The following is a 25,208-nucleotide window of genomic DNA, read 5'->3' on the forward strand; positions in this document are numbered from 1 at the left end:
AAAACCTGAATCAATACCGTGACCAAGGTTTTATTTTGAAACCTAAAAGGATGCGGGATATGAAACCTCTCAACAGCAGCGCCGTTTTGCTTTTCTCTGTGGCCTGCGGTCTGGCCGTGGGCAACGTGTATTACGCCCAGCCATTGCTGGACGCCATGGCTGAAGCGTTTGCGATGTCGCCGGCGACTATCGGCATCGTCATCACCCTGACGCAAATCGGTTACGGCATCGGTCTGGTGCTAGTGGTGCCCCTCGGCGATCTGCTCAATCGACGCCGATTGATCGTCACTCAAACCCTGCTGTCGGCAGCGGCGTTGTTGATGATCGCGCTGGCGCCCAGCAGTGTCTGGCTGCTGCTCGGCATGACGTTGACGGGGCTGCTCGCCGTGGTGACGCAGGTGCTGGTGGCTTACGCCGCCACACTGGCGATCCCGACACAACGCGGGCGCGTGGTCGGTGTGGTGACCAGCGGCATCGTCGTGGGCATCTTGCTGGCACGCACGGTCGCCGGCGGCATGGCCGATCTGGCCGGCTGGCGTGCAATCTACTTTCTGTCGGCAGGGCTGACACTATTGATGGCGTTGCTGCTGTTTCGAGTTCTACCCAAGCATGAATCCCCACAACCGGCGACTGGCTACATTGCACTGATCGCTTCGGTTTTCAGTCTGTTCAAAGAAGAACCGGTACTGCGCCAACGCGCGATCCTCGCACTGCTGACCTTCGCCAGCGCAATGGTGCTGTGGACGCCGATGGTGTTGCCACTGGCCGCGCCGCCACTGTCCCTGTCGCACAGTGAAATCGGTCTGTTCGGTCTGGCCGGCGCAGCAGGTGCGCTGGCCGCCGCACGGGCCGGACACTTGGCTGATCGCGGCCTCGGCCAATGGGTCAGCGGACTTTCGCTGTTGCTGATGCTCGCCTCCTGGCTGCCGATCGCCCTCACCCAATCCTCGTTGTGGGCATTACTGCTGGGTGTGATCACCCTCGATTTGGCTCTGCAAGCCGTGCACGTCACCAGCCAGAGCATGATCTACAGCGTGCGCCCCGAAGCGCAAAGCCGTCTCACTGCCGGTTACATGCTGTTCTACTCGATCGGCAGCGCGCTCGGTTCCATCGGCTCGACCGCGATGTACGCGTGGGCCGGCTGGATCGGCGTGTGCCTGCTCGGCGCCGGCATCAACGCCGTGGAGCTGGCGTACTGGTGGCTGACCCTGAAACGTGGCGCATCGCTACGATGCGCCAGACAAACGGGTTAGCTGCGATCGCGACCACGCAACATGCTGTCGAGCACCTCGTCGCGGCGGACCCAGCCATGAAACAGCGCCGCCGCCAGGTGCAGCAGCACCGTCAGGAACAGCAGATAGGCCAGATACCCGTGAGCCTTGCGCAGAAACGCGAACAACTGCGCGTCGGCCGGAACGATCGCTGGCAACTGCAACGTTGTGCTGAGCATCACCGGTTCACCAGAAGCGCTGATCATCGCCCAACCGAGCAACGGCAACACCAGCATCAACGCGTAAAGCAGCAGATGGGACGCCTTGGCCGCCAGTACTTGCCAGCCCGGCAGATCGGCGGGCAACGGTGGCTGGCGCGTGGTGAGCCGTACCAGCAAACGCACGATCACCAGCGCCAGAATCGCAATGCCCAACGGTTTGTGCAGATGGATCAGCCATTCATGCCGCTCGGACACCGAGGTGACCATGCCGGCGCCGATGAACAGCATGGCGATGATCATCAGCGCCATCAGCCAGTGCAGCAGCCGCGCCAACAGGGCGAAATGCGTCGGTTGAGTGCTCATGGACGAGCCTCCTGTTTGGCGGCGGGCAACTGACTGACTTCGCTGGTGCGACGCAAGTAGGAATTGGCGTAACCGGCGGAACGGGCGGCGAGCAACGGGTCGTCGGAACCTTGAATCCCGGCCGGCAGCACCAGCGGGTCATAGTTGATGTCCCGGCATTCGCCGCTCAATTGCGGCTGGGTCTTTTCCAGCACCAGTGTGCCCGCGTTCAATACTTTGCGCCCGGCCGGCCAAGTCTTGCTGGCGTCGTTCACCGGATCCTCGGGATTGGCCAGAGTGATATTCAACTGAAAACGCAGCGGTGCAGACGACAACCGTTGCACCAGATCTTTCTCGAGAAAATCGCCGCCCTCAGGCGCACTGGCGCCCGCAGCATCGCGCGCCAACGGTGTCATGCTCCAGCGCACGGCCTGTTTTTTACCGCTGGCGTCGACCAGATAAAACGCGTTGACGCTGTTATAGGTTTCGGTGGCATAACTGGCCGACGGTTTGGCCGTCTTCACCCAGGTCAAAAACGGCACGGTTTCCGGGTGCGCGGCGAAGAACGCCGGAACCTTCGCCGGATCAGGTTTACCGGTGGCCGGATCTGGCGATTGCGCCTGTTGCAATTGATAAAACGCCTCAGGCGTACCGACCGGGAACACCGGCATGCTGTTCATCCCGGTGCGCCACTGCTGCCCGTTAGCCTGGGTGAACCGCAACGCCAGACTGCGAATCGGCACGCTGCTGTCCGGTGCATAGGGATTGCCCGCCGGCAGCGCAAAACGCCCGACCACTGGAGTCTGCGGCTCGTTGAACACCTGCGCGGTGGAGAATACCCGTGCCTCACCACTGCTTTCGAAATGCCCGATCACGCACACGCCTTTGGCGTGATTACGACGAAACCCAGGATGCACGCCATTGTTCTTCTCCAGCACATCGACCAGCGCCTTTGGCGTCAGGCGTTGTGGGTCGAAGTTACCGTGAACGTAGGCAAACACCCCGGCCACCGCGGCGACTACCACGGCAATGCCGCCCAGACGCAATATCAGGCTCGCGGCACTCAGTGGCGGGCGCTGCGGCCCGCCGGGCGGTGAAGCGTTGGGTGAGGTGCGATCAACCATGAAGGACTCCAGGGCCAATGGCCACAAGTAGGAAGAATCAGCAAGACGCGCCTCGTCCGGGTTTATTCCACACAACGGTATTTATTTTTCCGAACGTGGAATAACCTCCAACGGCGGGCGTCTCCCTAGTCCACAGCGTAGTGACTAGCAGAATTTCATGAGCGAATTCGACGAACAGTTGAGAGAAATCATTCCCAGATTGCGCCGCTTTGCCGTGTCGTTGACGCGCAACAGCAGTAGTGCTGACGATCTGGTGCAGGCCTGTCTGGAGCGTGCCCTGTCGAGTTGGGGCGACAAACGCGCCGACGGCGACTTGCGTGCCTGGCTGTTCGCGATCCTCTATCGGCAGTTTCTCGACGCCCACCGGCGCTCCCGGCGTTATGCGCGAATGCTCGAATTCTTCACCGGTCGCGACGATGCCGAACCGTCGGTGGAGCGTACCGTTATTGCTCAGTCGACCCTGCAAGCCTTCGACCGACTGCCCAGCGAACAGCGCGCGCTGTTGCTCATGGTTTCAGTGGAAGGCCTTTCCTATAAAGAGGTCGCCGAGATTCTCGGCGCCCCGATCGGCACCGTGATGTCGCGCCTGTCCCGCGCCCGCCAGGCCTTGCGCCAACTCAGCGACGGCGAAATCAGCAGCCCTTCTTTGCGGATACTTAAATGATCAGCCTGCCTCCCAACGAGCGTGACCTGCACGCCTATGTCGACCACCAACTCAGCGACACCGACCGGCGTGTGCTGGAAACCTGGCTGGCCAGTCACCCGGACGAAGCGGCGCAGGTTCGCGCCTGGCAACAGGATGCCCAGCAACTACGCGCGGCACTCAGCGGCGCGTTGCAGCAACCGGCCAACCCAGCGCTTGACCCAGCGATGATTCGCCAGCGCCGTCAGCGCCAGTCGCGTCGTCATCTGGCCAGTGCTGCGGTGTTGCTGATCGCGGTCAGCCTCGGCGGTTTCAGTGGCTGGCAGGCCCGGGAAATGACCCTCGTGCGCCCGGCCATGTTGCCGATGACCGACGCCTTGCAGGCCTATCGCTTGATTGCCCAGCAAGGCATGTTGCCCGCCGATTACCAGGTCGAGAGTGCCGACGACATGCAGCGCTGGCTCGACCGCTATTTCACCCGGGCCAGTCGCTTGCCCGACCTGAAGGCGGCCGGGTTTGAACCGGTCAGCGGACGCTTGCTCAGCACTGATGAAGGTCCGGCGGCGATGGTGGTGTATGAGGATGGCAGCGGCCACAAAGTGAGTTTCTACGTGCGCCCGCCGGGGCCGAAGAACACCTTTTTGCCCCGTGGCAGCCGCAGTGATGGCGACTTGCAGGCCGAGTACTGGTCGGGCGGCGGGTACAACTACGCGATGGTCAGCCCGGTCGATACACCGGCGGCGCAACAGCTCAAGCAATCACTGCAATTCTGAAAACACCGCTGTTCTATGTAGGAGCTGCGGCACGCTGCGATCTTTTGACCTTGTTCTTAAGGGCAAGATCAAAAGATCGCAGCCTCGTTTCACTCGACAGCTCCTACAAAGGATCGTGTCAGCTCAGAAACCTACGTCCAAAACCACATTATCCAGATAAGTGCCCGCCGGCGGCGTGGTCTGGTCGGTGTAGATCTTCGCGTTGTAGTTGAAGATCTGGCTGCCCGTGCCCAAGCCGTTACCCGGATTGACCTCGGCATCGGTACTCGCCCGCCGCGCCGCGCCGACGCTGCCCCAGCGCGTGGTGCCGGCACTTTTGAAAATGTCGTAGGCCAGATAATTGCTCCCGGAAATCATCCGTCGCCGGCCGCCGACACTCACCGCGTTCTGCCCGTCGCTCAGCCCCACGGTATAGGCACTGCCCTTGGTGCAGGCCAGATTGATGGTTTGCCCGGTCACCGGGGTGAACGCGCTGATCACCGGAGCGCTGCCGAACGCAATGTTCGGCGCAGTAATCGTGCAGTCGTTGGACACCGTCATATTCACCGTCAACGAGGTCGTGCCACTGGCGATGTCGCGCCCAAGACAGATAGAACCAATACCAATCCCCGAGCAGTAATTCCAGTTCCAGAAAATACTCAGGGTCTCGGTGTACACCCCGGCGGCGACGTTGCTGCCAATGGTTGTGCCGAGATACAGCGGCACGGTTTTCGGCGTTGTACCGTTGAGCAGGCCCAAGGCATCGATGATGCCGTTGCGCGCAAAGTCGTAGGCCGTGCCACGAGTCAGCGGGTAGCTGGTGCTGTTGTTGGCGTAGACCGTGTAGTTGATGACATCGCCGGTCGGCCCGACCAGACCACTTTGAGTCGAAGAAACGGTGCCCCAGAAGTGGTCGTTGCTGGTCAGCAGGGACAGCAGCGAACCGGTACAGCTCAAACCTGCATTCAGTGTTGAACTGGGTTGTGAAGTGGTGCGCACGGCGATCGAACTGAGCGTACCGAACGCTGCCGGCGTGGTGCTGACCACCGAGCACGCGGCCTGCGCCGCGCCCGGCAGCATCAGCGCCAGCAACAAAAGCAAGCGTGCGTAGATCATTGGCACACCAACGGGCCAATCAGCGGCACCTGGTCCTGATTCATATCGACGCTGAACTGCGCCTGACAGGTCTTGCCGTCGGCCAGCGTGACCTGCAGCGAGTTCTGCGCCTGCAGGTTTTCCAGATAGACCAGCCCGTCCCAACCGACCACCGTCCGTGTGCCGCTCTGCTCATGCAACACACCCGCGCCCAGCGGCAGTTCGCGCTGTTGCGCGTCGACCAGCACGATGCTCGCGGCAATCACTCGGGCCAGCGGAAACTCCAGCAGATAACCGCTGCCGCGCCTTACAGCGATGCGTTGTTCGACATTGGGACTGCGCACATTGGCCGGCAGATTCAGTGGGTCGATTTCATACTTGCCCCGGTAATAGGCGCTGCTCCACGGCACCAGCAGATGACCGTTCTTGTCGGTCTGACCGACCTGCTGGTTTTCGTAGCGCACCGGAATGTCGGCGAAACCATCGGTGCTGACCACTACAAACGCATCGTCGATGCGGTTGGCGGCGAACACCTGACGGTCCATCCACACCAACGAACCACTGGCATCGGCCCAACGGGTTTCAGCCTCGGAAGTGCCGTAGACACCAGCCTGCAACTGCACCGATTGCAGCCGCCAGGTGACGTCGGCCTGGCGATAATCGGCGCCATCACCCTTGGCGTAGCCGAGGTTGAAACCCACGCCGCCCTCAGTCGGCACCGCACGACTGTAGTTGACCCGTTGCTGGCTCTGCCCGGTTTTACTGCGATCGCTGCTGATCGCCAGGCTGCCACGCAGATCGAACGGAATCACCAGTTGCGCCTGCACTGCCCAGTTGCTGTCGCCGATTTCGCGGTTGGCCGACAGGTAAAAACTGCTGTTGCGCCACAGCGGTTTGCTCCAGCTGAGGTTGAGCAGCCGCGTGCGCGAGTCGTCCGCCGCACGAACATCGAAATAACCGGCCCCGAGGCTGCCCCAACGCTCAAGGTTAAGGCTTAAGGTCGCCTGTTCGCTGCGTCGACTCAGGCTGATGTAGGAGCTGTCGACCACGGTCAGGTCGGCATATTGATCGTGACGTTGCAGGCGCTGGTAGGAAAAGCTGAAGCGCTGATTGCTGTACTGGTAGCCCAGGCTCAATTGCTGACCGCCCTCGCCGTCGAAGCGGCTTTGACTCAGGGCACTATTGAGTACACCGAAATTACCCAGCCGCAGGTTGCCGCCGAGGCCGCCCAGTGTCAGCGAATCGGCCGCTTCGGCATGGCTTTCCAGGGTAAAACTGTCGCTGACGCCGTAACGCAGGCTGCCAGAGGTGACACCCGAGCCGTAACTGAAGTCCTTCAAGCCGTAGTCGCGGCGCAACGTACCGGCCGCCACGGAAAAATCGCTTAAGCCTTTTTGCAACAACGTGCTGGTGACATAGAACGGCACCGTGGTCGACACCTGCCGACCCAGTGCATCGGTGGTCACCACCACCGCTTCGCCAGCGCCGTTGATGAATGGAATATTGGTCAGCGTATAAGGCCCAGGTTGCAAATCTGCGCTGCTCGACTTGTAGCCATTGATGAACAGGTCCACCGAGGACGGCACTGCTGCTTCACCGGCAAATTGCGGCAACGGATAAGTCACCAGATCCGGGCGTACGGCAAAGTCCCGCGAGAACTGCACGCCGCCCAGACGCACCGAACTGCTCCACGGCAACGCACCGCTAATCACGTCACCGGCCTCGTAGGTGAGCATTCGCTCGTCATCGGAGTAACGCCACGTGGTGTCGTAACGCAGGTAACCGTTGTCCAGCGTGTTAAGCGAGTCACCAGACAACGTACGCCGGTATTGCCCGGTGTTGGACAGCGTGCCCCAGCTGTCGAACAGCCGCACTTCGTTCCACGCCGCCAGGTAAGTGCCGGCATCGTCGGTGTCGTTGAGGTACAGATCGTAGTTGAACAGTGCGCCGAAACTGCTCAGCGCCGGGGTGCGCGGGTAAGCCTGGCGATTGCCGATGAACTGTTCCGGCAACCAGTCCGGCGGCACGTCCAGCAGCAGGCGCTGACCGACACTGTCGTAATCGCTGTGCAGCCCCGCCAGGCTGTCGAGATCGACCTCGGCGCCAAGGCTGTCGGGCAGTTTCATGCCGGTCTCACGCAACGCCGTCACTGGCACGAACAGGCGCCCGTCGCGCTGCTGCACCGCCACCACGCGACCGGTATTCATCTGGTTGACCACCAGTTCCAGAAACAACTGTGCATCACTCACGGCCTCCATGCCGCTCGGTGGCGGCGGCAGATCGCCGGCCCCGGATGGTTGAACAAACATCAGGCAACACGCGCCAGTGATGAGCCACAACGGACGCTGAATACGACGAACCCGTCCTGGGCTCATACCCGTTTTACGTCCGTCAATGGACTGAATCCTCCCTGATACCGCTTTAGCCGACGTCAGATAACTGCGCTACGACTCACTCACTTGGCAGGTGTAATGCTCTGCACCTGCGGCGCGCCGTTCACCCGCACCTGCAACGCCGAATCACCGGCCAACGGCCCCGGTGCCGGCCACCGCATTACCGCCCCCGGCAGCACGTACCCCAGCAGCCCTTCGGCAAGCGGTCTGCTCTGCCCCGCCTGTTTGATTGCCACGTCAGTCAGTCGCGCATGCACCGCGCCCTGATTACGCACTTCCACATAGGGCCGGCCGTCCACGGCCACCGTGCGCCAGCTCAATTGCGGCAGGCCGACACCCTTGGGATCACGCGCGCGGCTGCTGTCTTCCTTGCTCCACAGCCCGGCGCCATAGGCAAACAGCGGCACCGAATAACGCATCTGGAAGCGGATCGCTGCGGCGGTTTTGCCTCCATCAGCGGTCGCGGGTTGTGCGGAAGGAATTTCGTCAATGATGATCCGATAGGCCAGTTCCTGCCCCGGTGGCACTTCCTTGGTTCGGGTCAGACGCACCAATTGTTTCTGTCCCGGCTCGATTTTCGCCACCGGCGGGCTGCCGATCACGTCGCGCTGGTTCTGGTATTGCTCGGCGAAACCACTCTGGCTCCAGCCGAACACGCGGATCTGCAGATTGGCGGTTTCGCTACCGCGATTCTCCAGCCACAGCGCACTGGCCTGCTGATCAGCCTCCAGCACCGGATCGATCGGCCAGATCAGCACCGAACTCGCCGCGTGTGCCTGACTTGCCCCAAGCATAACCAGCGTCCACATCGCACAGCGCACGAACGAATGCAGTGACGTAACTGACCCCATAAACCTGCTCCTTGTCGGCCATTCAACTTCGCCTTACCACGACAGTTGCACCTGCAACACGTCGCTGTACGTCCCCCCAGGCTGATTGCCCGGCAATTGCACCTGACCGTAAATCGGCAGGCTGATGTTGTTCGCATCGCTGTAGGCCACCGCCACACTCTGGCCGATGCCCAGGCTCTGGCTGTATGCCGCATCGCTAAACAGCGCATACGCCACCCGCGCAGTGCCGCTGTTGACCTGCATGTGCCGGCCGCTGTTGTTGTACTGGCCGCCATCAACGCTCATGTTCAGCGTCACGCCCGGCGTGCATTGCAATTGCACCCCACCCGTCAGCGCGACCTGCACGGTGCCGGTGGCCAGTGCCGAACGCGAACCGAAATTCAGCCCGCCATAGTTCGACACCCCGCCCACCACCAGACACCCGGCAGTGACCGTGGCACTGACCTGAAAGCTTTGGCTCGTTGCTGCGGTCAGCGGCAGCGGCGCACTGCCTGCGCAGAGCAGGAGCAGCGCGGCACAGCCATGGCGGCGCATGGCATCAGAACGTCAGTTCTACGGCGACAGTGTCGGTGTACGTCCCCGCCGGCAAACCGGCCTTGCCCACTGCCTGACCGTAGATGTTCACTGTCTGCGCGACACCGGTACTGGCGGCGAGGTTGATCGTCCCGTCAATCGCCAGCAGTTGCGAGTGCCCGGCATCGGTGTACAAGTCGTACGGCACGTAATTGGCAACGCCGTCGTACAGCGCCCGCGTGCCACCCGGTGACATTCCGTCGTGGGAGCCCGCGCGTACCTTGACCGTCGGCGTGGTGCCGCTGGAGCAGAGAATCGACAACGCCCCGCCGCCGCCGCCCAACACCTGCCCGGTGGCGGTAGTGAACAGGCTGTTGGCAGTGCCGAAGTTCAACGCACCGAAGTTCAGCCCGGTGGAACCGCCAGCGCCGTTGACCTGACAGCTGCTAATCAGAATCAGGCTGGAGGTGATCTGGCCAGTGACCGTGGTGGCGGCGTTGGCACCGGAAGCCAGCGCCAGGCCAAGCAACGACAAACCTATCCTTGATGCAAACATACGCATGGTGTCCGTCCTCTACGGGGTTACCAGTCGAGCGTCACCGTCAGGGTGTCGGTATAGACCCCTGCCGGTACCGCACGGGTATTCGCCACCACCGTGCCAAATACCGGAATGGGTATCTGCGCACCGCTGGTGACAGCGAAATTGTGTTGCTGGCCGATGCTGTAACTCCGGACGCCGGAGGGATCGACAAACAGCTGATAAGGAAGGGTCTGGCGACCGTTGCTCAGGCGCCGGGTATTGCCGTCACCGTGGGTGCCGCCGTCGATGGTGACGGTGAAACCGGTGACCGAGGGGTTGCAGGCGACGTTGAGTTTGCCGCTGCTGTCGCCGTCCAGACTGGCCTTGATCGGCGCGTTCCAGGTGGGCCCCTGAAGGCCGAAGTCGAGGGTGCCGAGGGCGCTGAGCGGACTGTCGGGTGTGCTGGTATTGGTGACTTCGCAGCCGGCAATCAGGATCAGCCGCGCATTGATCTGCCCGCTGACCGCCGCTTGCGCCTCGTCTGCGAGCAATGCCAGCGTACCTGCCGCCACCACCATCCAGTGTTTGCCTGTCATTGCGCCCGTCCCTGCTCCTTTACGCTGACTCGATCACCGCGCTCATCATCGAACGCCTTCCTTGCGCACCCGCGTCCAGCGGCTGCCTTGAAACCACACTCACCAGGTGACCGTCACCTTGACCAGATCCGAATAACGGCTGACCTGCGGCACCTCAGCCAGGCGCTCGATCCGCGCGTAAAGTGGCAACTCCACCGTGCCGCTGTCCGGCACCCGCCCACTGACCGGAACATCCACCACCAGCGGCACCCGGCGCGCCGCGTCCTGATACAAGCGGTACGGAATCGGTTTACTGCCTGTTGAACCGACCATATAGCGAACTTCCCCGACACCACCATGCAAGCCGCCGTCGACACGCATCTGGTACGGCGTGTCCGGATTGCACTCCAGCCGTGGCAGGCGTTGATTGGTCAGCGCCGCTGCCAAAGGCCCGGCCGGGTCATCGAGACGTGCAGTGCTGCCGAAATCAAGCACGCCCAGTTGCTCAATGCCAGCGTTGCGCTGCTGGCCGATCAACTGGCAGCCGCGTTGCACATCGACGCGCACTTCAACCTGAAGATCCGCCGAATAGACAGGTGCAGCGAGCACACCCAACAGCCCCATAACCCCATGTACATTCACTGCGCCATTCCTTGTCAGTGATCGCTTGCGACGTCGTTTCTGTGATTGAGGTTAGCAACGGTCGACGATTCCGCCAGTCGATTGGATCCATGGATCGGCCGGGATATGTTTCGAAAGATTGGCAACGGGGCGAGCCATGTCGCTAAAAAAGGCTGTACGTGCCGCACAAATTTGTTCAATAACCGCCCACTGTCGACACGTCGCGGTGGCTGGTCATCTCGGCGTCTGGTTACACTACATCGCCGCGCTCCCGGGAGCCGGTTTTGACGAACACGGAGACGCCGACAGTGCCTGCCCACCCGCCGAAACGATCGCGACTGATCCAGCGCTGGCCGGCGTTGCACCGCTGGTTCGGCAAGGGTTTGCCGGCCGGCGCCGGGCATGACGCCAGTGCCCAGTCGATCCGCGATTACTTCCGACACAAGGCCAGCGGTCAGGGCTACACCCTCAGCCACAGCCAGCAGCGCGTCATCGAGTGCATGGCGCAGCAGGCCAGTCTGCTGTTGGCCGCCAGTGGCCGAACCGCGCCAAGCCTGTATCTGTTCGGCGCCGTCGGGCGTGGCAAGAGCTGGCTGCTCGACGGCTTCTTTCAGGCGCTGCCGATCACCCAGAAACGACGCCTGCATTTCCATCAGTTTTTCGCGCAATTGCATCAGGGCATGTTCAGCCATCGCCTGCAGGACGATGCCCTCGAAGTGACTCTCGACGAACTGCTGCAAGATTGTCGGGTGCTGTGTTTCGACGAGTTTCATGTGCATGACATCGGCGATGCCATGCTTATCACCCGGCTGTTCAAGGCGTTGTTCAAACGACGGATTCTGCTGCTGGTGACCTCCAACTATGCGCCTGAAGGTTTGCTGCCCAATCCGCTTTATCACGCCCGCTTCAAACCGGTGATCGAACTGATCAATACGCACATGCAGGTGATGGAAGTCGGCGGCCCGCACGATTACCGCAGCCAGACGCGTCACTCTGCACACCAGATATTCACCCAGGGACATTACGTGTGGCCGGCCACGCCAGCACAACGCACGGCCCTGGATCTCCCGCCTGCAGAGGCACCGGCCGTTGCGCTAACGGTCGGCACCCGGCAGTTTCAGGCGCGGTTTTTTGAGAAGCGGCGGGTCGGTTTTACCTTCAACGATCTGTGCGAACAGCCAACGGCGGTGATGGATTACCTGGAACTGTGTCGCCGTTTCGACCGCTGGATCATCGATGATCTGCCGGAACTGGCGGAGTGCTCGATCGCCGCGCAACAACGCTTCATCAACCTGATCGACGTGCTGTACGACCAGGACAAGCACCTGACGCTACTCGGTCGTTTGCCCTTGTGCGCTAGCCTGGATGGCAATGCCATTGACCTGGCGCGCACACGCAGTCGGTTGGGGCAGTTGCAGGAAGTGCACGGGACGATCTGAGCACGCCACTCCCCTGTGGGAGCGAGCCTGCTCGCGAAAGCGCCCTATCAGTCAAAACATCAGCTTCTGACACTCCGCCTTCGCGAGCAGGCTCGCTCCCACCAAGGGCATCTGAAGTTTCGCCACCTAGCCAATTTCAAATCAGGGTATTGCCGTTATCATGTCGGCCATTCCCGGCGCCCCAGCGGCGCGCCCCTGATCAATAGCGAACACCAAACATGCACACCCTTGCTCAATTGCGCGCCGGCGAGTTGTCGGGCATCACTCGACTGGATCTGTCTTGTGGCCTGACCGAATTCCCGCGCGAGATTTTCGATCTGGCCGACACCCTGGAAATCCTCAACCTCAGCGGCAACCAATTGAGCAGCCTGCCGGACGACTTGCATCGCCTGACTCGCCTGCGCGTGTTGTTCTGCTCCGATAACACCTTCACCGAACTGCCCGCCTGCCTCGGCCAGTGCGCGGCCCTGACGATGGTCGGCTTCAGGGCCAATCGCATCGTCAACGTACCCGGTGCCGCCCTGCCGCCTCAGCTGCGCTGGCTGATCCTGACCGACAACTGCATCGAAAGCCTGCCGAGCGAACTTGGCGAGCGCCCTGCCCTGCAAAAACTCATGCTCTCGGGCAACCGTCTGCAAACGCTGCCCCCCTCGCTGAGCAACTGCCATCGACTGGAGTTGCTGCGCGTCTCCGCCAACCGCCTGAGCGAACTGCCGCAATGGCTGCTCAGCCTGCCGAGCCTGACCTGGCTGGCTTATGCCGGTAACCCGCTGGAAACCGAGGCCGACGCCGCCGCACTCGAGGCAACGCCGCAAATCCCTTGGTCGGCGCTGCGTCTGGAACAACGGCTGGGTGAAGGCGCCTCGGGGGTGATTTCCCGGGCGAACTGGCAACGCGCCGATGGCGCAGTGACGCCGGTCGCGGTGAAACTGTACAAAGGTGAAATGACCAGCGACGGTTCGCCACTGCACGAAATGAATGCCTGCATCACTGCTGGCCTGCATCCCAATCTGATCCGCGTCGAGGGACGCATCAGTGGCCATCCCGACGGCCAGCAAGGATTGGTGATGCAGTTGATCGATCCGTCTTTCCGCAACCTCGCTGATCTGCCGAGCCTGGCGTCCTGCTCGCGGGATGTGTACGCCGATGACTGCCGGTTCAGTGCCGAGGTCGCGCTGAACATTGCCAAAGGCATCGCTTCGGCAGCCGAACACTTGCACCGGCAAGGCATCACCCACGGCGATCTGTACGGGCACAACATTCTGTTGAACGAGCGCGGCGATTGCCTGCTCGGGGATTTTGGCGGGGCGTCGTTCCATGCTATTGCCGATACGGCGGAAACGCGCGCGTTGCAACGCATCGAAGTGCGTGCGTTCGGGGTTTTGCTGGGGGAATTGCTGGCGCGCATCGACTCGGGGTTGAGTGATGAGCAGCGTGCGGTGCTTGAAGAGCTGGAGCGGCGTTGCTGTCAGGCGGATGTGCTGGCGCGGCCGGGGTTTGCTGAAGTTATTACGGTGTTGCAGGAAAGCTGACTGCTGCGCAGTCAATCGCGGGCAAGCCCGCTCCCACAGTGTCCGGGTCGTTCACAAAATGTGTGGACACCTCTGAACCTGTGGGAGCGGGCTTGCCCGCGATGAGGCCATCACTGACGAAACAGATCAGCCCGCCAGGCCAACAAACATGTCCTGCACGTCATCATGGTTGTCGAGGCCTTCGAGGAACGCTTCAACTTCAGCCATCTGCTCGTCACTCAAGCCGCTGACCGGGTTCTTCGGCTGGTAGCCGAGCTTGGCCGACAGCACGGTGAAACCCTGCTCTGGCAACGCTTTCTGCACCGAATCCAGGTCGGTAGGGTCGGTCAGGAACAGCGTTGCGCCGTCTTCGCCCGGCTCGAAATCCTGAGCACCGGCTTCGATCGCGGCCATTTCCGGATCGGCGTCCGGGGTGTCCGGCGAGGCTTCGATCATGCCGACGTGGTTGAAGTCCCAGGCCACGGAGCCGGAAGCCCCCAGTTGGCCTTTACGGAACGCCACGCGGATTTCGGCGACGGTACGGTTGATGTTGTCGGTCACGCACTCGACGATCAGCGGCACCTGGTGCGGGGCGAACCCTTCGTAGGTCACACGATGGTATTGCACGGTTTCACCCAGCAGACCGGCGCCTTTCTTGATCGCGCGATCGAGGGTTTCTTTTGGCATCGAGGCTTTCTTGGCCTGTTCGACCACCAGACGCAGGTGTGCGTTGGTGGCGGTATCGGCACCGTTGCGGGCAGCGATGGTGATTTCCTTCACCAGTTTGCCGAAGATCTTGCCCTTGGCGTTGGATGCCGCTTCTTTGTGTTTAACCTTCCACTGTGCGCCCATTACTCACTCTCTTGATCTGTGGCGCCGAGACATCTATTGGCCGACGCGTGGCGCCAAGTTTATACGGCCTAAAGTCGGCAATCGACCAAAAAAACGCAATGTGGAATCGACATCTTCACCAGAGCTTGTAGGGGAATTCTGAAAAACGCCTTTGACATGACCATTCAACGCTGCGGTTTCGTACCCTCTCAGGCCCGTATTGCCTGACAGAGCCCGTTCGAATGCTCAATGACAAGGAAAGTCCTTTTACCCTGACCCTGAACGACAGCGGTCTGTGCCTGCCAGTGGTGCGCTTTCACGGCGAGGAAGCGCTCAACCAGCCCTACCGTTTCGATATCGAACTGATCGGTTTGGCCCCCGCCGTGGCGCCGGGCACATTCCTGCACCAACGGGCCTTTCTGCGTCTGGACGACCATCATGGAATCCACGGCGTGATCGACAGTGCCAGTTGCGAACATCGCGGTACGCACCGGATCGGCTATCGCGTGACGGTCGTGCCGCGCTTGCACAGGCTGGCTCAGCCGAGCAAACGGCGAGTGTTCGTGCAACAGAGTGTGCCGCAGATTCTCCAGCAGTTGCTCACGGAAAACGCCCTGCCCGCCGACGGCTACCGGATTGAAATGACTGTCGGCCGCTACCCGATCCGGCCTTTTTGCATCCAGTACGAAGAAAGCGATCTGGCGCTGCTGCACAGGCTTTGCGAGGAGGAAGGCATTCACTACCACTTCGAACACCGGATGGACGGACACGTTGTCGTGTTTGCCGATGACAGCCTCAGTCTGCCGCAAACGCCGGTACTGGTTCCGTTCAAGGCCTGTGAGCAAACGCCTTCACCCTGCATCGCTTCGCTGTACCAGCATCATCACGCCGCGCCCGTCGCCACGCTGCATGCCGTGCGTAACCGAGGGCAGCGGGCGATCAGCGACGAGGCCGCCAACCACATCACGGCAAATCCCTTGCCGCAGGCATCTTCCCTCGAACAACGACACCACGAACAACGCAGCCGTCGACATCTGGAACGGCAACGCTGCCAGCATCGCACGATCAATGGCCGCAGCGACCGGATCGGCTTGCTCAGTGGACAACTGCTGCAAGTGTCGGCGCATCCGATCAGCCACTTCAACGAACAATGGCGGCTCACCTCGATACGTCATCACGGGCAACATCCGTCGATTCTTGACCCGACCCCACCCCTGTACCGCTACGAAAACGATTTTACCGCCCAGCCCTGGTCAAGCGATTTTCGCCCGGCGCTCAACCAACCGCGTCCAGGCATTGCCGGTTATCACCTGGCGCTGGTGCTGGGACCTGCCGGGCAACCGGCGCAGCTCGATGAACAGGGTCGGGTCGCCGTCAGGCTGTGGCCCTCTGAACATCTGCAAACCCTTGATGACGAGGCGATCTGGCTGCCCATCGCCATGACTCGCGCCAATGGCCGAGTGGCACGGGAGGAACTGCCCTGCGCCGGCAGCGAAGTGTGGGTGAGTTTCCTTGACAGCGACCCCGACCGGCCGATTCTGTGTCTGGGCAACTCACGTAAGCCCACACCTCGCGAACCACCCGCACGTGACAGCCTATTACTCGACTGGCTACTCGACAGCGGCGCACGCTGATCCCTTTGTAAGAGTTGCCGCAGGCTGCGATCTTTTGATTTTGATCTTAAAAACAAGATCGAAAGATCGCAGCCTGCGGCAGCTCCTACATCAACACGCCGTGCTTCAGGCTTTGTCAGCCTTGCCTGCCGCCGCAGCGAATTTCGCCAGGCGCACATCCAAATGCCGAGGACGCCGCCCGTGATCCTCGGCGCGCTCCTTGCGGCGGATGGCGTTGCGCACCATCAACGAACCGAGGTAGCGGATTGGCTCCGGCGGGAAATAACCCAGCGGCCCGTTGACCAGCGGCGAACGGGTCCACGGGTTGTCCAGGCCCTGCACCAACGAAGCAAGAATCTGCCCGCCCATGTGGCACGGGCCGACGCCGCTGCCGGAATAGCCGAAGCCGTAAAACACATTGCCGGCGCTGCTCATCTGGCCGAAGAACGGCAAACCGGTGACCGAGCGATCCGACGGGCCGTTCCAGGTGGCATCGACTTTGACATCGGCAAACGCCGGGAAGAAGTCGGCGAGGCTATTTTTCAGCAGGCCGGCATAAGGCGATGGCTGATCGAAGACCGGCAGCATTCGTCCGCCAAACGCGAAGGTGTTACCGCCCTTGCCGAGCATGATTCGGCCGTCCGGGGTGTTGTGGTAGTAGTGCACGAAAATCCGCGAATCGAGCACAGTGACCCCGCTGGTCAGGCCGATCTGCTGTAACAGATCCGGGCGCGGCTCGGTGATCAGCATGTCGCTGGAAACAATCGCCACGCTGCGTTCGAACTGTGGAAAGGCACGGGCCATCCACGCATTCATCGCCAGCACTACGCGATCGGCAACAATACTGCCGTTCGGTGTTTGCAGGCGCGCCGGGCGCCCTTCTTCCAGCCCGGTCATCGCCGTGCTTTCGTAAATATTCACACCCAACTGCAACGCCACGCGACGCAAGCCACGCACCAGTTTGCCCGGTTGCACACTGGCCGCCGCCGGCGAGAACCAGCCTTCCAGATGCTTGCTCGAACCGGCCATGCGCTGCACATCGGCCAGCGGACTCTGGGTGAACGAGTTGATACCGTTGCGCTCGAGTGCGGCAATCACTGCATCGGTCGAACCGACCTGCGCGCGGTTGGTCGCGGTATATAGCGTGCCGTCGAGACGGTAATCTGCATCGACGCCGTACTGCTCACAGAACTCGCCGATCGCGTGGATACTGCGCTCCGATTCCTTGACCAGGCGCACCGCTTCCTCGACGCCAAACAAGCGTTCAAGGGTGAAATACTTCGCCGACCACGACAGTGCACACCCGCCATTGCGCCCACTGGCACCGGCGCCGCAGATGTCCGCTTCGATCAGCAAGACATCGAGTTCGGGGTTTTGTTGCTTGAGCATGATCGCCGTCCACAACCCGGTATACCCGCCGCCGACGATGCACACATCGGCGCGGACTTCGCCTTGCAACGGCGGGCAGGTTTGCGAGGTGTCGGCCTGCAAGGCCTGCTCCAGCCAAAACGGTCTCATGGGGTTTCTCCAAGTCAGATGGCCACGACCCAGCCTGCCGCGAGCGTCGCAGCAGGCCACGAGGCAAGGGTTTCAGGAACGCAGGGGTTTGATCGTCAGCGGGCAATTGGGGATAGAGGCGCGCGGTTCCATCACGCCAACCGGGCGGCTGTTCCAGTGCGGAATCAGCACCAGCGCCGAGAACAGCGCGCAACCGGCGAAGACGATAAACACCGTCACCGAGTCGAAGTAACCCGGCAGCAAACCGCCAAGTACCGCGCCAACCGAGCCGCAGCCGTTGACGAAACCGGCCGCCGTGGCGCCGGCCTTGGCTTTGCCGAAGTCGATCGCGGCGGCACCGCTGATCATCGAGTCCGGCCCATACAAAGTCAGGCCCATGACGAACAGCAGCGCGACCACCAGCAACACACTGCCGGTATGCAACGCGGCCATAAACAGCGCCAGCGTCACGGTCAACGCCAACAGGCTCAACACGCAGGCCGGCATCCGACGGGCGCCGAAGAGTTTGTCCGAAGCCAGACCGATGAGGATCGGCCCGAGCAACCCGGCCAGTTCGAATGAGGTGGGAATGATCGCCGCGCCGACCTTGCCGACACTGGGCATCTGTTCAAAGACAATCACCGGCCCCCACAACAGAATCGCGTAACGCGCCGGTTTCAACATGAAATACGCCAGGCCCAATACCAGCACCGTGCGGTTACGCAGGATTTCCTTCAAGGGCTCCCAGACGCTGAGTTTGCTGTTGGCTTCGGTTTCTTCCGCCGTCAGTTCAGGCTCCGGCTCGACCGCCGGCAAGCCGACGTCTTCCGGCTTGTTGCGCTGGAAGATAAAGAACAACACCGCCACGACGGCAACCACCACCGCACTGGAAATGAACGCCGCGTGCCAGGTGCCCATCAACGTATACGCCCACCAGCCGGCGAACGGCGACGCTACCAGACCACCAAACGCGTAGCAGGAACTCCATAACCCGAGCACTCGCCCGCGTTGTTGGGAAGGGAAAAAACTGCCGAGGTTTTTGCACAGCCCCGACCATCCAGTGGACTGCGCCAACCCCTGTATCAACATGCAGGTGGCGAAGATCGGCAACGTCGCGTAACTGCCCATCACCAGCGCCGCTGCGGCGGAAATCAGCAAGCCGCCGAGCACCACGACCCGTGGGCCAAAGCGGTCAGCGAGCATGCCCCAAGTGAACTGGCCGAGGGCATAAGCCGCCAGATAAATCGCATCGAGGTTGGCCATGGCCATCTTGTCGAGCATGAAGGTAGGGTCTTCGGCGATGCCCAGTTTGGCCACCGAAAACGCTTTGCGGGTGAAATAGAAAGCGGCGTACGCAAGCCAGGTAATCGCGAAAATCTGCACGCGCCAACGCGCAATGGTGCCGATGTGCTTGTTCATGGTGGTTCTGACCTCAGGGTGTGAGTGTGCCGGCAGAATCGTTAAGAAAAACGCCTGTGTTTTTATTGTTGAGCACTGCGATATCACCCCGTCCCTGTGGCGATATCGGTCAGATGAGTCCTGTTGTTGCACGCACAGGCTCATGGCTACCGTGCGGCCCGAGCGGGCAGTCAGCGATGGCGTGAGCCGATCAAAGCAATTACTGTTTAATAAATAAAATCGATTTATCGTATTTCACACATAAGCTCAGCTTGTTACTGACTAAGCGATCAGGTGACTTCATGTCGGTGTCCCACGCCCAACTCAAAGCCTTCCACGCCGTGGCCGTGCATGGAAGCTTCACCAAAGCCGCCGAGCGCCTTTTTCTCACGCAACCGGCGATATCCGACCAAGTGCGCAAACTCGAAGAGCGTTTCGGCGTTTTGCTGTTTCACCGCAATAAACGTTCCGTACGCCTGACTGACTTGGGCGAACGCTTGCTGGCGATCACCCAGCGCCTGTTTGTGATTGAAGCCGAAGCACAGGAACTGTTGCAGGAATCCCAGGCCTTGCAGACCGGCAGCCTGATTCTGGCAGTGGATGCGCCGGTCCACGTGCTGCCGCAGATCGCGCGCTTCTGTGAGCGCTATCCGGGAATCAGCGTGAAGATCGAGACCGGCAACACCGATGAATCGTTATTTCGCCTGTTCAACTATCAGGCCGATCTGGCGTTGCTTGGCCGCGATGTCAGTGATGAACGCTTGCTGTGTGTGCCGCTGCGCAATGATCCGATGGTCGCGTTCGTGTCGCGCCATCATCCGTGGGCCGAGCGTGAATCGATCTGCCTGGCAGACCTGGATGACACGCCGCTGGTGTTGCGTGAACACGGTTCGGTAACGCGGCAGACGCTGGAAGAGGAAATGGCCCGGGCCGGATTTCGCATTCGTCCGGCGATTCAGGTCGAGGGCCGGGAAGCGGCGCGTGAGGCGGTGGTGGTCGGGATTGGCGTTGGCGTGGTGTCGGCCGCGGAGTTTGGTGCGGACTCGCGGGTGTGTGCGTTGCCGATTGTCGACTGCACCCGACGGTTGACGGAGACGCTGGTGTGTTTGCGCGAGCAAAGCAATCGACGGGTGGTGGCGACCTTCCTCGATATGGTCCGCGACAGCCTCCCCGGTTCCTGATCGTTCCCACGCTCTGCGTGGAAACGCCTCAACGGACGCTCCGCGTTCGGCTTTGGATGGGACGCAGAGCGTCCCAGGCTGCATTCCCACGCAGAGCGTGGGAACGATCACGGGGCGGTTGGCGCCAGGCCAAAGAACGCCTGAATCAAGCGCAACTCCCGTCGCCGCTCCATGCAGCCGATCATGTGCCGATTGACCAGCCCGTCCCCGACAATCGGAATCGCCACCACCCGCGGATCATGGCTGACCTCCACCGATGACACCACGCCAACGCCCAACTCGGCCGCCACCGCTTCGGTCACCGCCTCACGGCTGTCCAGTTCCAGCAACACGCGAGGATGGATCGACGCCTGCGCACAGGCCTCATCAAATGTACGCCGGGTGATCGAACTCGGTTCGCGCAGCACCATGATCACCTGATCCAGATCCTTGAGTTTCACTTCCCCGGCGCGCATCGCCCACGGGTGCCCTGCCGGCACCAACGCGCAAATCCGTGATTCGCTCAATGCCTGCAGGTGCAGGCCTTTGCGCGGCTCCACTTCGGTCAACACCGCCACATCGGCGTGTTCCGACAACAATGCAGCGAGGGTTTCCTGGGCATTGCCCAAGCGCAGGTTCACCGTAATTCCCGGATACCGCGCGCGCAGGCTCGCCAACATTGGCATGACCATATGCGGCCCGTCCGCCGCCACTTCCAGTCGCCCGGTGAGTAATTGCCGGTTGGCCTCGAGCATCGTCTGCGCCTCTTCCGCCAGGCCGAACATCGCGCGGGTGATCGCCGCGAGTTTGGTGCCCTCCTCGGTCAGTTCCACCCGTCGCGCGGTGCGCCGCAACAGGGTGATCTGGTAGTGCTCTTCCAGCGCCTTGATGTGCCCGGTAACCGCCGGCTGACTGATGAACAAGCGCGCGGCGGCACGGGTGAAGCTGCCTTCACGGGCCACGGCGTCGAAGGCGCGGAGCTGGAACAGGTTCATGGATAACTCTCACTGATGGCTGGCATAACAACAAACAATTTGATTGATGCAACGGCGAATTGCAACGTATGCCCCGTAGCTTCATCCCACAGCGCTATCCGAGGACACACGAATGAGTATTGCCGAACCCATCCTGCTCACTCCCGGCCCGTTGACCACTTCGGCCCGCACCCGCCAGGCGATGATGGTCGACTGGGGGTCATGGGATGACCGCTTCAATCAACTGACTGCCAGCCTTTGCGAACAACTGCTGGCGATCCTCAACGGCGCCGCCACTCACCACTGCGTACCCTTACAGGGCAGCGGCACCTTCGCTGTTGAAGCGGCAATCGGCACATTGGTGCCGCGTGACGGCAAAGTCCTGGTGCTGATCAACGGCGCCTACGGCAAGCGTCTGGCGAAGATTTGCGAAGTGCTCGGCCGCTCGTTCAGCACCTTCGAAACCGCTGAAGATGAACCGACCACCGCCGCCGACGTCGACCGCTTGCTGCGCGCCGACAGCAATATTACCCACGTCGCCCTGATCCACTGCGAAACCAGCACCGGGATTCTCAATCCGCTGCCGGAGATTGCCCAGGTCGTTGAGCAACACGGCAAACGCCTGATCATCGACGCCATGAGTTCCTTTGGCGCTCTGCCGGTGGACGCGCAGAAAGTGCCGTTCGACGCGCTGATCGCCGCTTCCGGCAAATGCCTGGAAGGCGTGCCGGGGATGGGTTTTGTCTTCGCTCGCAAAGAGTCTTTGGCCGCAGCCGCTGGCAATTCGCACTCGCTGGCGATGGACCTGTACGACCAGCACGCTTACATGATGAAAACCGGTCAATGGCGCTTCACCCCGCCGACCCACGTGGTCGCGGCGCTGCATGAAGCGCTGCTGCAATACAACGAAGAAGGTGGCCTGGCGGCACGCCATGCGCGTTATGCCGCCAACTGCCAGGCGCTGATGGACGAGATGGGCAAACTCGGTTTGCGCAGCTTCCTGCCGGCGGCAATTCAGGCGCCGATCATTGCTACGTTCCATGCGCCGCAAGATCCGCGCTACCAGTTCAAGGATTTCTACGAACGCGTGAAAGCCAAGGGTTACATCCTTTATCCGGGCAAATTGACTCAGGTCGAGACCTTCCGCGTCGGCTGCATCGGTCACGTCAGTCCGGGCGAAATGCGCCAGGCCGTTGCAGCGATCGGCGAAGTGCTGCGCGAGATGGAAGTGTTAGAAATCTAAGCCACACCAAAAATCCCCCTGTAGGAGTGAGCCTGCTCGCGATGAGGCCGTGCCAGTCGACGAAGATGTTGAATGATCAACCGCTATCGCGAGCAGGCTCACTCCTACATTTGAATTGCATTGCCAACTCAGGAATTTGATTGCCATGAACTACGTCAACCCAAACAAGCTGCAAGCCGCGATCCTCGACTGGGCCGGCACCGTGGTCGATTTCGGCTCGTTCGCGCCGACGCAGATCTTCGTCGAAGCCTTCGCCGAGTTCGACGTGCAGGTCTCCATCGAAGAAGCGCGTGGCCCGATGGGCATGGGCAAGTGGGACCACATCCGCACCCTCTGCGATCAGCCGCAAGTGGCCGAGCGTTATCGCAAGGCGTTCGGCCGCACGCCGACCGACGATGACGTCACCGCCATCTACAACCGCTTCATGCCGCTGCAGATCGAGAAGATCGCCGAACACTCGGCGCTGATTCCCGGCGCACTGGAAACCATCGCCAATCTGCGTCAGCAAGGCATCAAGATCGGCTCCTGTTCCGGCTACCCGAAGCAGGTGATGGACAAGGTCGTCGAGCTGGCCGCCACCAACGGCTACGTCGCCGACCACGTGGTTGCCACCGACGAAGTGCCAAATGGCCGTCCGTGGCCGGCTCAGGCGCTGGCCAACGTGATCGCGCTGGGCATCGACGATGTCGCAGCGTGCGTGAAGATCGACGACACCGTGCCGGGCATTCTCGAAGGCCGCCGCGCCGGAATGTGGACCGTGGCGCTGATCTGCTCAGGCAACGCGTTGGGTCTGGACTACGAAGGGTTCCGTGCCTTGGGCAGCGATGAACTGGCCAGCGAGCGCAAACGCATTCACGCGCTGTTCGAAGGCTCGCGCCCGCATTACATGATCGACACCATTACCGATTTGCCGGAAGTCATCGCCGACATCAACAAGCGTCTGGCCAACGGTGAAATGCCGCAATCGAGCTGATCCCTGCCGCTTGCTGCAAAGAAAAACGCCAGTGTCTGCACGACGCTGGCGTTTTTTATTGGCAAGCCCTGACTCAGAGCATTGAAAGTCCGATCAGCCTCAGGCAAATCCGCCAAAGCGGATTACAGTTAAAGCATGCCGTCGGCCAAGAACGGCAGGTTTGAACCCTGATCTGTGAGGAAACACCGTATGCCGTGGACAAGTTCCGAATCCCGCTACAGCACCGTCTCGGTCCTGTTGCACTGGCTGATGCTGGTCCTGTTGGTGCTGGTGTACGCCAGCATGGAGTTGCGCGGTCTGTTTCCCAAAGGCAGTGGCGGGCGCACGCTGATCCGCGAAGTGCATTACATGCTCGGCCTGACCGTGTTTGTGCTGGTGTGGTTTCGCCTGCTCGCGCGCAGCATTGGTCCGGCGCCAAAAATCTTCCCCGCCTCACCGCAATGGCAAACCGTGCTGGCGCGGCTGATGCACTGGGCGTTGTACCTGTTCATGATCAGCATGCCGATCCTGGGCTGGCTGATCACCAGCGCCGAAGGACATCAGGTGATGTTCTATGGTTTTGACCTGCCGCTGTTGGTCGCGGAAAACAAAAATTTCGCCAAGCAGGTTGAGGGCTGGCATGTGCTGATTGCCACGATCGGCTACTGGTTGATCGGCCTGCATGCACTGGCGGGGATTTATCACCACTATGTGGTGGGCGATAACACGCTGCTGCGGATGATGCCCAAGCGCGGCTGAATATCAGCGGCTGGCGCTAAACCCACGCCGGCCCTGCAAGCCTCCGGTGTGGATGAAGATCAGCCGCGTGCCGGGCGCGAACCTGCCTGCCTCGACCTGTTGCTTGAGCGCCAGCAACGCCTTGCCGGTGTACAACGGCTCCAGTGGGACGCCGCTGGCCTGCTCGGTCTGGTCAATGAACGCGAGCAGCAGCGGATCAACCTTGGCAAAACCGCCACGGCTGGCATCGATCAACTCATAGTCGGCAGTGGCCAGTCCAGCTGACCGCATAATCGACTCGACCTGCGGCGCCACGCCGTGATCCTCAGGGACTGCCAACGCGCCATAGACTCGGTGCGCACCCGCCTCGGCGAGAACCAGTCCGGCGAGTGTCGTCCCGGTGCCGCAGGCCAGCCACCAACCGTGATAGTCGCTCCAGCCCAGCGTAGGCAATTGCGCTTGCGCCTGTTCCTTGATAGCTGCACAACCGAGCGCCCCTGCAAGTCCACCTCCACCCTCGGGAACCGCTTGCAGATTGGGGTATTGCTCGTGCCAGGGTTGCCAGAATCCCGGCTCGTTGCGCGCGCGATAACCGTCATAACCCAACCAATGCGATTGCATGCCGCACGCCTGCAGATCCAGCACCGTGGGAGTTTCCTGCGCATGCCCGCGCAACAGCCCCACGGTTTTGAACCCGAGCCGTTGCCCCGCCGCTGCCAACGCGTGCAGATGATTGGAATGCGCACCACCGAGACTGATGATGCCCTCGGCACCCATACGGTCGGCGGCTTTGAGGTGTTCGACGAGTTTGAACCATTTGTTGCCGCTGATCAGCGGGTCGATCTGGTCGAGGCGCAGGATGGCCATTTCAATGCCGGCGGTTGCGAGCCAGTCGAGGTGAAGGTGTTCGAGAGGGGCTTGGGGTAGCCAATCGGTGGGAGGCAAAAGCATGGGCGACGATTCGATCTGGACAGAGCCGGCATTCTAGTCG

Annotated in this window: 24 protein-coding genes; 10 read left to right on the forward strand and 14 right to left on the reverse strand. The window is 61.3% G+C overall.

Features of this window, described 5'->3' with window-relative positions; all coding sequences use genetic code 11:
- Positions 1 to 59: 59 nt before the first annotated feature.
- Positions 60 to 1,253 (forward strand): MFS transporter, encoded by a 1,194-nt coding sequence (locus J0G10_RS19540; RefSeq protein WP_220556509.1) that lies wholly within the window; start codon positions 60 to 62, stop codon positions 1,251 to 1,253.
- On the opposite strand, the gene J0G10_RS19545 is transcribed toward J0G10_RS19540, so the two are convergent.
- Entirely contained in the window at positions 1,250 to 1,795 is a 546-nt protein-coding gene (locus tag J0G10_RS19545; protein WP_093434126.1) for a cytochrome b, read from the reverse strand. The genes J0G10_RS19540 and J0G10_RS19545 overlap by 4 nt on opposite strands.
- Positions 1,792 to 2,898, reverse strand: a complete 1,107-nt coding sequence (locus J0G10_RS19550) for a catalase family peroxidase (protein ID WP_220556510.1) — start codon at positions 2,896 to 2,898, stop codon at positions 1,792 to 1,794. Before J0G10_RS19550 ends, J0G10_RS19545 begins: the two co-directional genes overlap by 4 nt.
- A gap of 157 nt (positions 2,899 to 3,055) precedes the next feature.
- Between J0G10_RS19550 and J0G10_RS19555 the strand changes: the two genes are divergently transcribed.
- Both J0G10_RS19555 and J0G10_RS19560 read left to right on the forward strand, forming a co-directional pair.
- The gene (locus tag J0G10_RS19555) at positions 3,056 to 3,562 is read left to right on the forward strand and encodes a sigma-70 family RNA polymerase sigma factor (RefSeq protein WP_007917263.1); all 507 of its coding nucleotides are present in this window, start codon (positions 3,056 to 3,058) and stop codon (positions 3,560 to 3,562) included.
- A complete protein-coding gene (locus J0G10_RS19560; protein WP_095050791.1) occupies positions 3,559 to 4,314 on the forward strand; it encodes an anti-sigma factor family protein in 756 nt (251 codons plus the stop codon). Before J0G10_RS19555 ends, J0G10_RS19560 begins: the two co-directional genes overlap by 4 nt.
- 123 nt (positions 4,315 to 4,437) lie before the next feature.
- Here J0G10_RS19560 and J0G10_RS19565 read toward each other — a convergent pair whose 3' ends face one another.
- The 7 genes from J0G10_RS19565 to J0G10_RS19595 all read right to left on the reverse strand — a co-directional run bounded on the left by J0G10_RS19565 (position 4,438) and on the right by J0G10_RS19595 (position 10,864).
- The gene (locus J0G10_RS19565) at positions 4,438 to 5,409 is read right to left on the reverse strand and encodes a Csu type fimbrial protein (RefSeq protein WP_095050792.1); all 972 of its coding nucleotides are present in this window, start codon (positions 5,407 to 5,409) and stop codon (positions 4,438 to 4,440) included.
- Complete coding sequence (locus J0G10_RS19570; RefSeq protein ID WP_220556511.1) at positions 5,406 to 7,763, reverse strand: fimbria/pilus outer membrane usher protein; 2,358 nt, start codon at positions 7,761 to 7,763, stop codon at positions 5,406 to 5,408. Before J0G10_RS19570 ends, J0G10_RS19565 begins: the two co-directional genes overlap by 4 nt.
- A gap of 80 nt (positions 7,764 to 7,843) precedes the next feature.
- Complete coding sequence (locus J0G10_RS19575) at positions 7,844 to 8,632, reverse strand: fimbrial biogenesis chaperone (RefSeq protein WP_220556512.1); 789 nt, start codon at positions 8,630 to 8,632, stop codon at positions 7,844 to 7,846.
- 33 nt (positions 8,633 to 8,665) lie between these two features.
- Positions 8,666 to 9,166: a Csu type fimbrial protein gene (locus J0G10_RS19580; protein ID WP_099756683.1), complete on the reverse strand. Its 501-nt coding sequence runs from the start codon at positions 9,164 to 9,166 to the stop codon at positions 8,666 to 8,668.
- Between the two features lie 4 nt (positions 9,167 to 9,170).
- On the reverse strand, positions 9,171 to 9,707 hold the full coding sequence (locus J0G10_RS19585; RefSeq protein WP_095124457.1) for a Csu type fimbrial protein: 537 nt from the start codon (positions 9,705 to 9,707) through the stop codon (positions 9,171 to 9,173).
- Positions 9,708 to 9,727: 20 nt separating this feature from the next.
- Positions 9,728 to 10,261: a Csu type fimbrial protein gene (locus J0G10_RS19590; protein WP_093434107.1), complete on the reverse strand. Its 534-nt coding sequence runs from the start codon at positions 10,259 to 10,261 to the stop codon at positions 9,728 to 9,730.
- 99 nt (positions 10,262 to 10,360) lie between these two features.
- Positions 10,361 to 10,864 carry a Csu type fimbrial protein gene (locus tag J0G10_RS19595; protein ID WP_093434104.1) on the reverse strand — a complete coding sequence of 168 codons (504 nt, stop codon included), beginning with the start codon at positions 10,862 to 10,864 and terminating at the stop codon, positions 10,361 to 10,363.
- 305 nt (positions 10,865 to 11,169) lie between these two features.
- Between J0G10_RS19595 and zapE the strand changes: the two genes are divergently transcribed.
- Both zapE and J0G10_RS19605 read left to right on the forward strand, forming a co-directional pair.
- Complete coding sequence (gene zapE / locus J0G10_RS19600; protein ID WP_220556513.1) at positions 11,170 to 12,300, forward strand: cell division protein ZapE; 1,131 nt, start codon at positions 11,170 to 11,172, stop codon at positions 12,298 to 12,300.
- A 218-nt stretch (positions 12,301 to 12,518) separates the two neighbouring features.
- Positions 12,519 to 13,832 carry a leucine-rich repeat-containing protein kinase family protein gene (locus J0G10_RS19605; protein WP_220556514.1) on the forward strand — a complete coding sequence of 438 codons (1,314 nt, stop codon included), beginning with the start codon at positions 12,519 to 12,521 and terminating at the stop codon, positions 13,830 to 13,832.
- Positions 13,833 to 13,958: 126 nt separating this feature from the next.
- On the opposite strand, the gene J0G10_RS19610 is transcribed toward J0G10_RS19605, so the two are convergent.
- A complete protein-coding gene (locus tag J0G10_RS19610; RefSeq protein WP_016983911.1) occupies positions 13,959 to 14,663 on the reverse strand; it encodes a YebC/PmpR family DNA-binding transcriptional regulator in 705 nt (234 codons plus the stop codon).
- Between the two features lie 221 nt (positions 14,664 to 14,884).
- Between J0G10_RS19610 and J0G10_RS19615 the strand changes: the two genes are divergently transcribed.
- Complete coding sequence (locus J0G10_RS19615; RefSeq protein ID WP_220556515.1) at positions 14,885 to 16,276, forward strand: type VI secretion system Vgr family protein; 1,392 nt, start codon at positions 14,885 to 14,887, stop codon at positions 16,274 to 16,276.
- A 105-nt stretch (positions 16,277 to 16,381) separates the two neighbouring features.
- Here J0G10_RS19615 and J0G10_RS19620 read toward each other — a convergent pair whose 3' ends face one another.
- Entirely contained in the window at positions 16,382 to 17,773 is a 1,392-nt protein-coding gene (locus J0G10_RS19620) for an FAD-dependent oxidoreductase (protein WP_220556516.1), read from the reverse strand.
- A 72-nt stretch (positions 17,774 to 17,845) separates the two neighbouring features.
- Entirely contained in the window at positions 17,846 to 19,171 is a 1,326-nt protein-coding gene (locus tag J0G10_RS19625) for an MFS transporter (protein ID WP_095050803.1), read from the reverse strand.
- Between the two features lie 281 nt (positions 19,172 to 19,452).
- Here J0G10_RS19625 and J0G10_RS19630 point away from each other — a divergent pair, with 281 nt between their 5' ends.
- Complete coding sequence (locus J0G10_RS19630; RefSeq protein ID WP_095050804.1) at positions 19,453 to 20,331, forward strand: LysR family transcriptional regulator; 879 nt, start codon at positions 19,453 to 19,455, stop codon at positions 20,329 to 20,331.
- A 107-nt stretch (positions 20,332 to 20,438) separates the two neighbouring features.
- Here the strand turns inward: J0G10_RS19630 and J0G10_RS19635 are convergent, their stop codons facing one another.
- Positions 20,439 to 21,305 carry a LysR substrate-binding domain-containing protein gene (locus tag J0G10_RS19635; protein ID WP_095050805.1) on the reverse strand — a complete coding sequence of 289 codons (867 nt, stop codon included), beginning with the start codon at positions 21,303 to 21,305 and terminating at the stop codon, positions 20,439 to 20,441.
- 112 nt (positions 21,306 to 21,417) lie between these two features.
- Between J0G10_RS19635 and J0G10_RS19640 the strand changes: the two genes are divergently transcribed.
- The 3 genes from J0G10_RS19640 to J0G10_RS19650 all read left to right on the forward strand — a co-directional run bounded on the left by J0G10_RS19640 (position 21,418) and on the right by J0G10_RS19650 (position 24,238).
- Entirely contained in the window at positions 21,418 to 22,527 is a 1,110-nt protein-coding gene (locus J0G10_RS19640) for a 2-aminoethylphosphonate--pyruvate transaminase (protein ID WP_220556517.1), read from the forward strand.
- Between the two features lie 145 nt (positions 22,528 to 22,672).
- Positions 22,673 to 23,500: a phosphonoacetaldehyde hydrolase gene (gene phnX / locus J0G10_RS19645; protein WP_095050807.1), complete on the forward strand. Its 828-nt coding sequence runs from the start codon at positions 22,673 to 22,675 to the stop codon at positions 23,498 to 23,500.
- 189 nt (positions 23,501 to 23,689) lie between these two features.
- The gene (locus J0G10_RS19650) at positions 23,690 to 24,238 is read left to right on the forward strand and encodes a cytochrome b (protein ID WP_220556518.1); all 549 of its coding nucleotides are present in this window, start codon (positions 23,690 to 23,692) and stop codon (positions 24,236 to 24,238) included.
- A gap of 3 nt (positions 24,239 to 24,241) precedes the next feature.
- Here the strand turns inward: J0G10_RS19650 and J0G10_RS19655 are convergent, their stop codons facing one another.
- Positions 24,242 to 25,168: a 1-aminocyclopropane-1-carboxylate deaminase/D-cysteine desulfhydrase gene (locus tag J0G10_RS19655; RefSeq protein WP_220556519.1), complete on the reverse strand. Its 927-nt coding sequence runs from the start codon at positions 25,166 to 25,168 to the stop codon at positions 24,242 to 24,244.
- Positions 25,169 to 25,208 lie beyond the last annotated feature (40 nt).

The sequence above is a fragment of the Pseudomonas germanica genome (assembly GCF_019614655.1).
Lineage (GTDB): Bacteria > Pseudomonadota > Gammaproteobacteria > Pseudomonadales > Pseudomonadaceae > Aquipseudomonas > Aquipseudomonas neuropathica.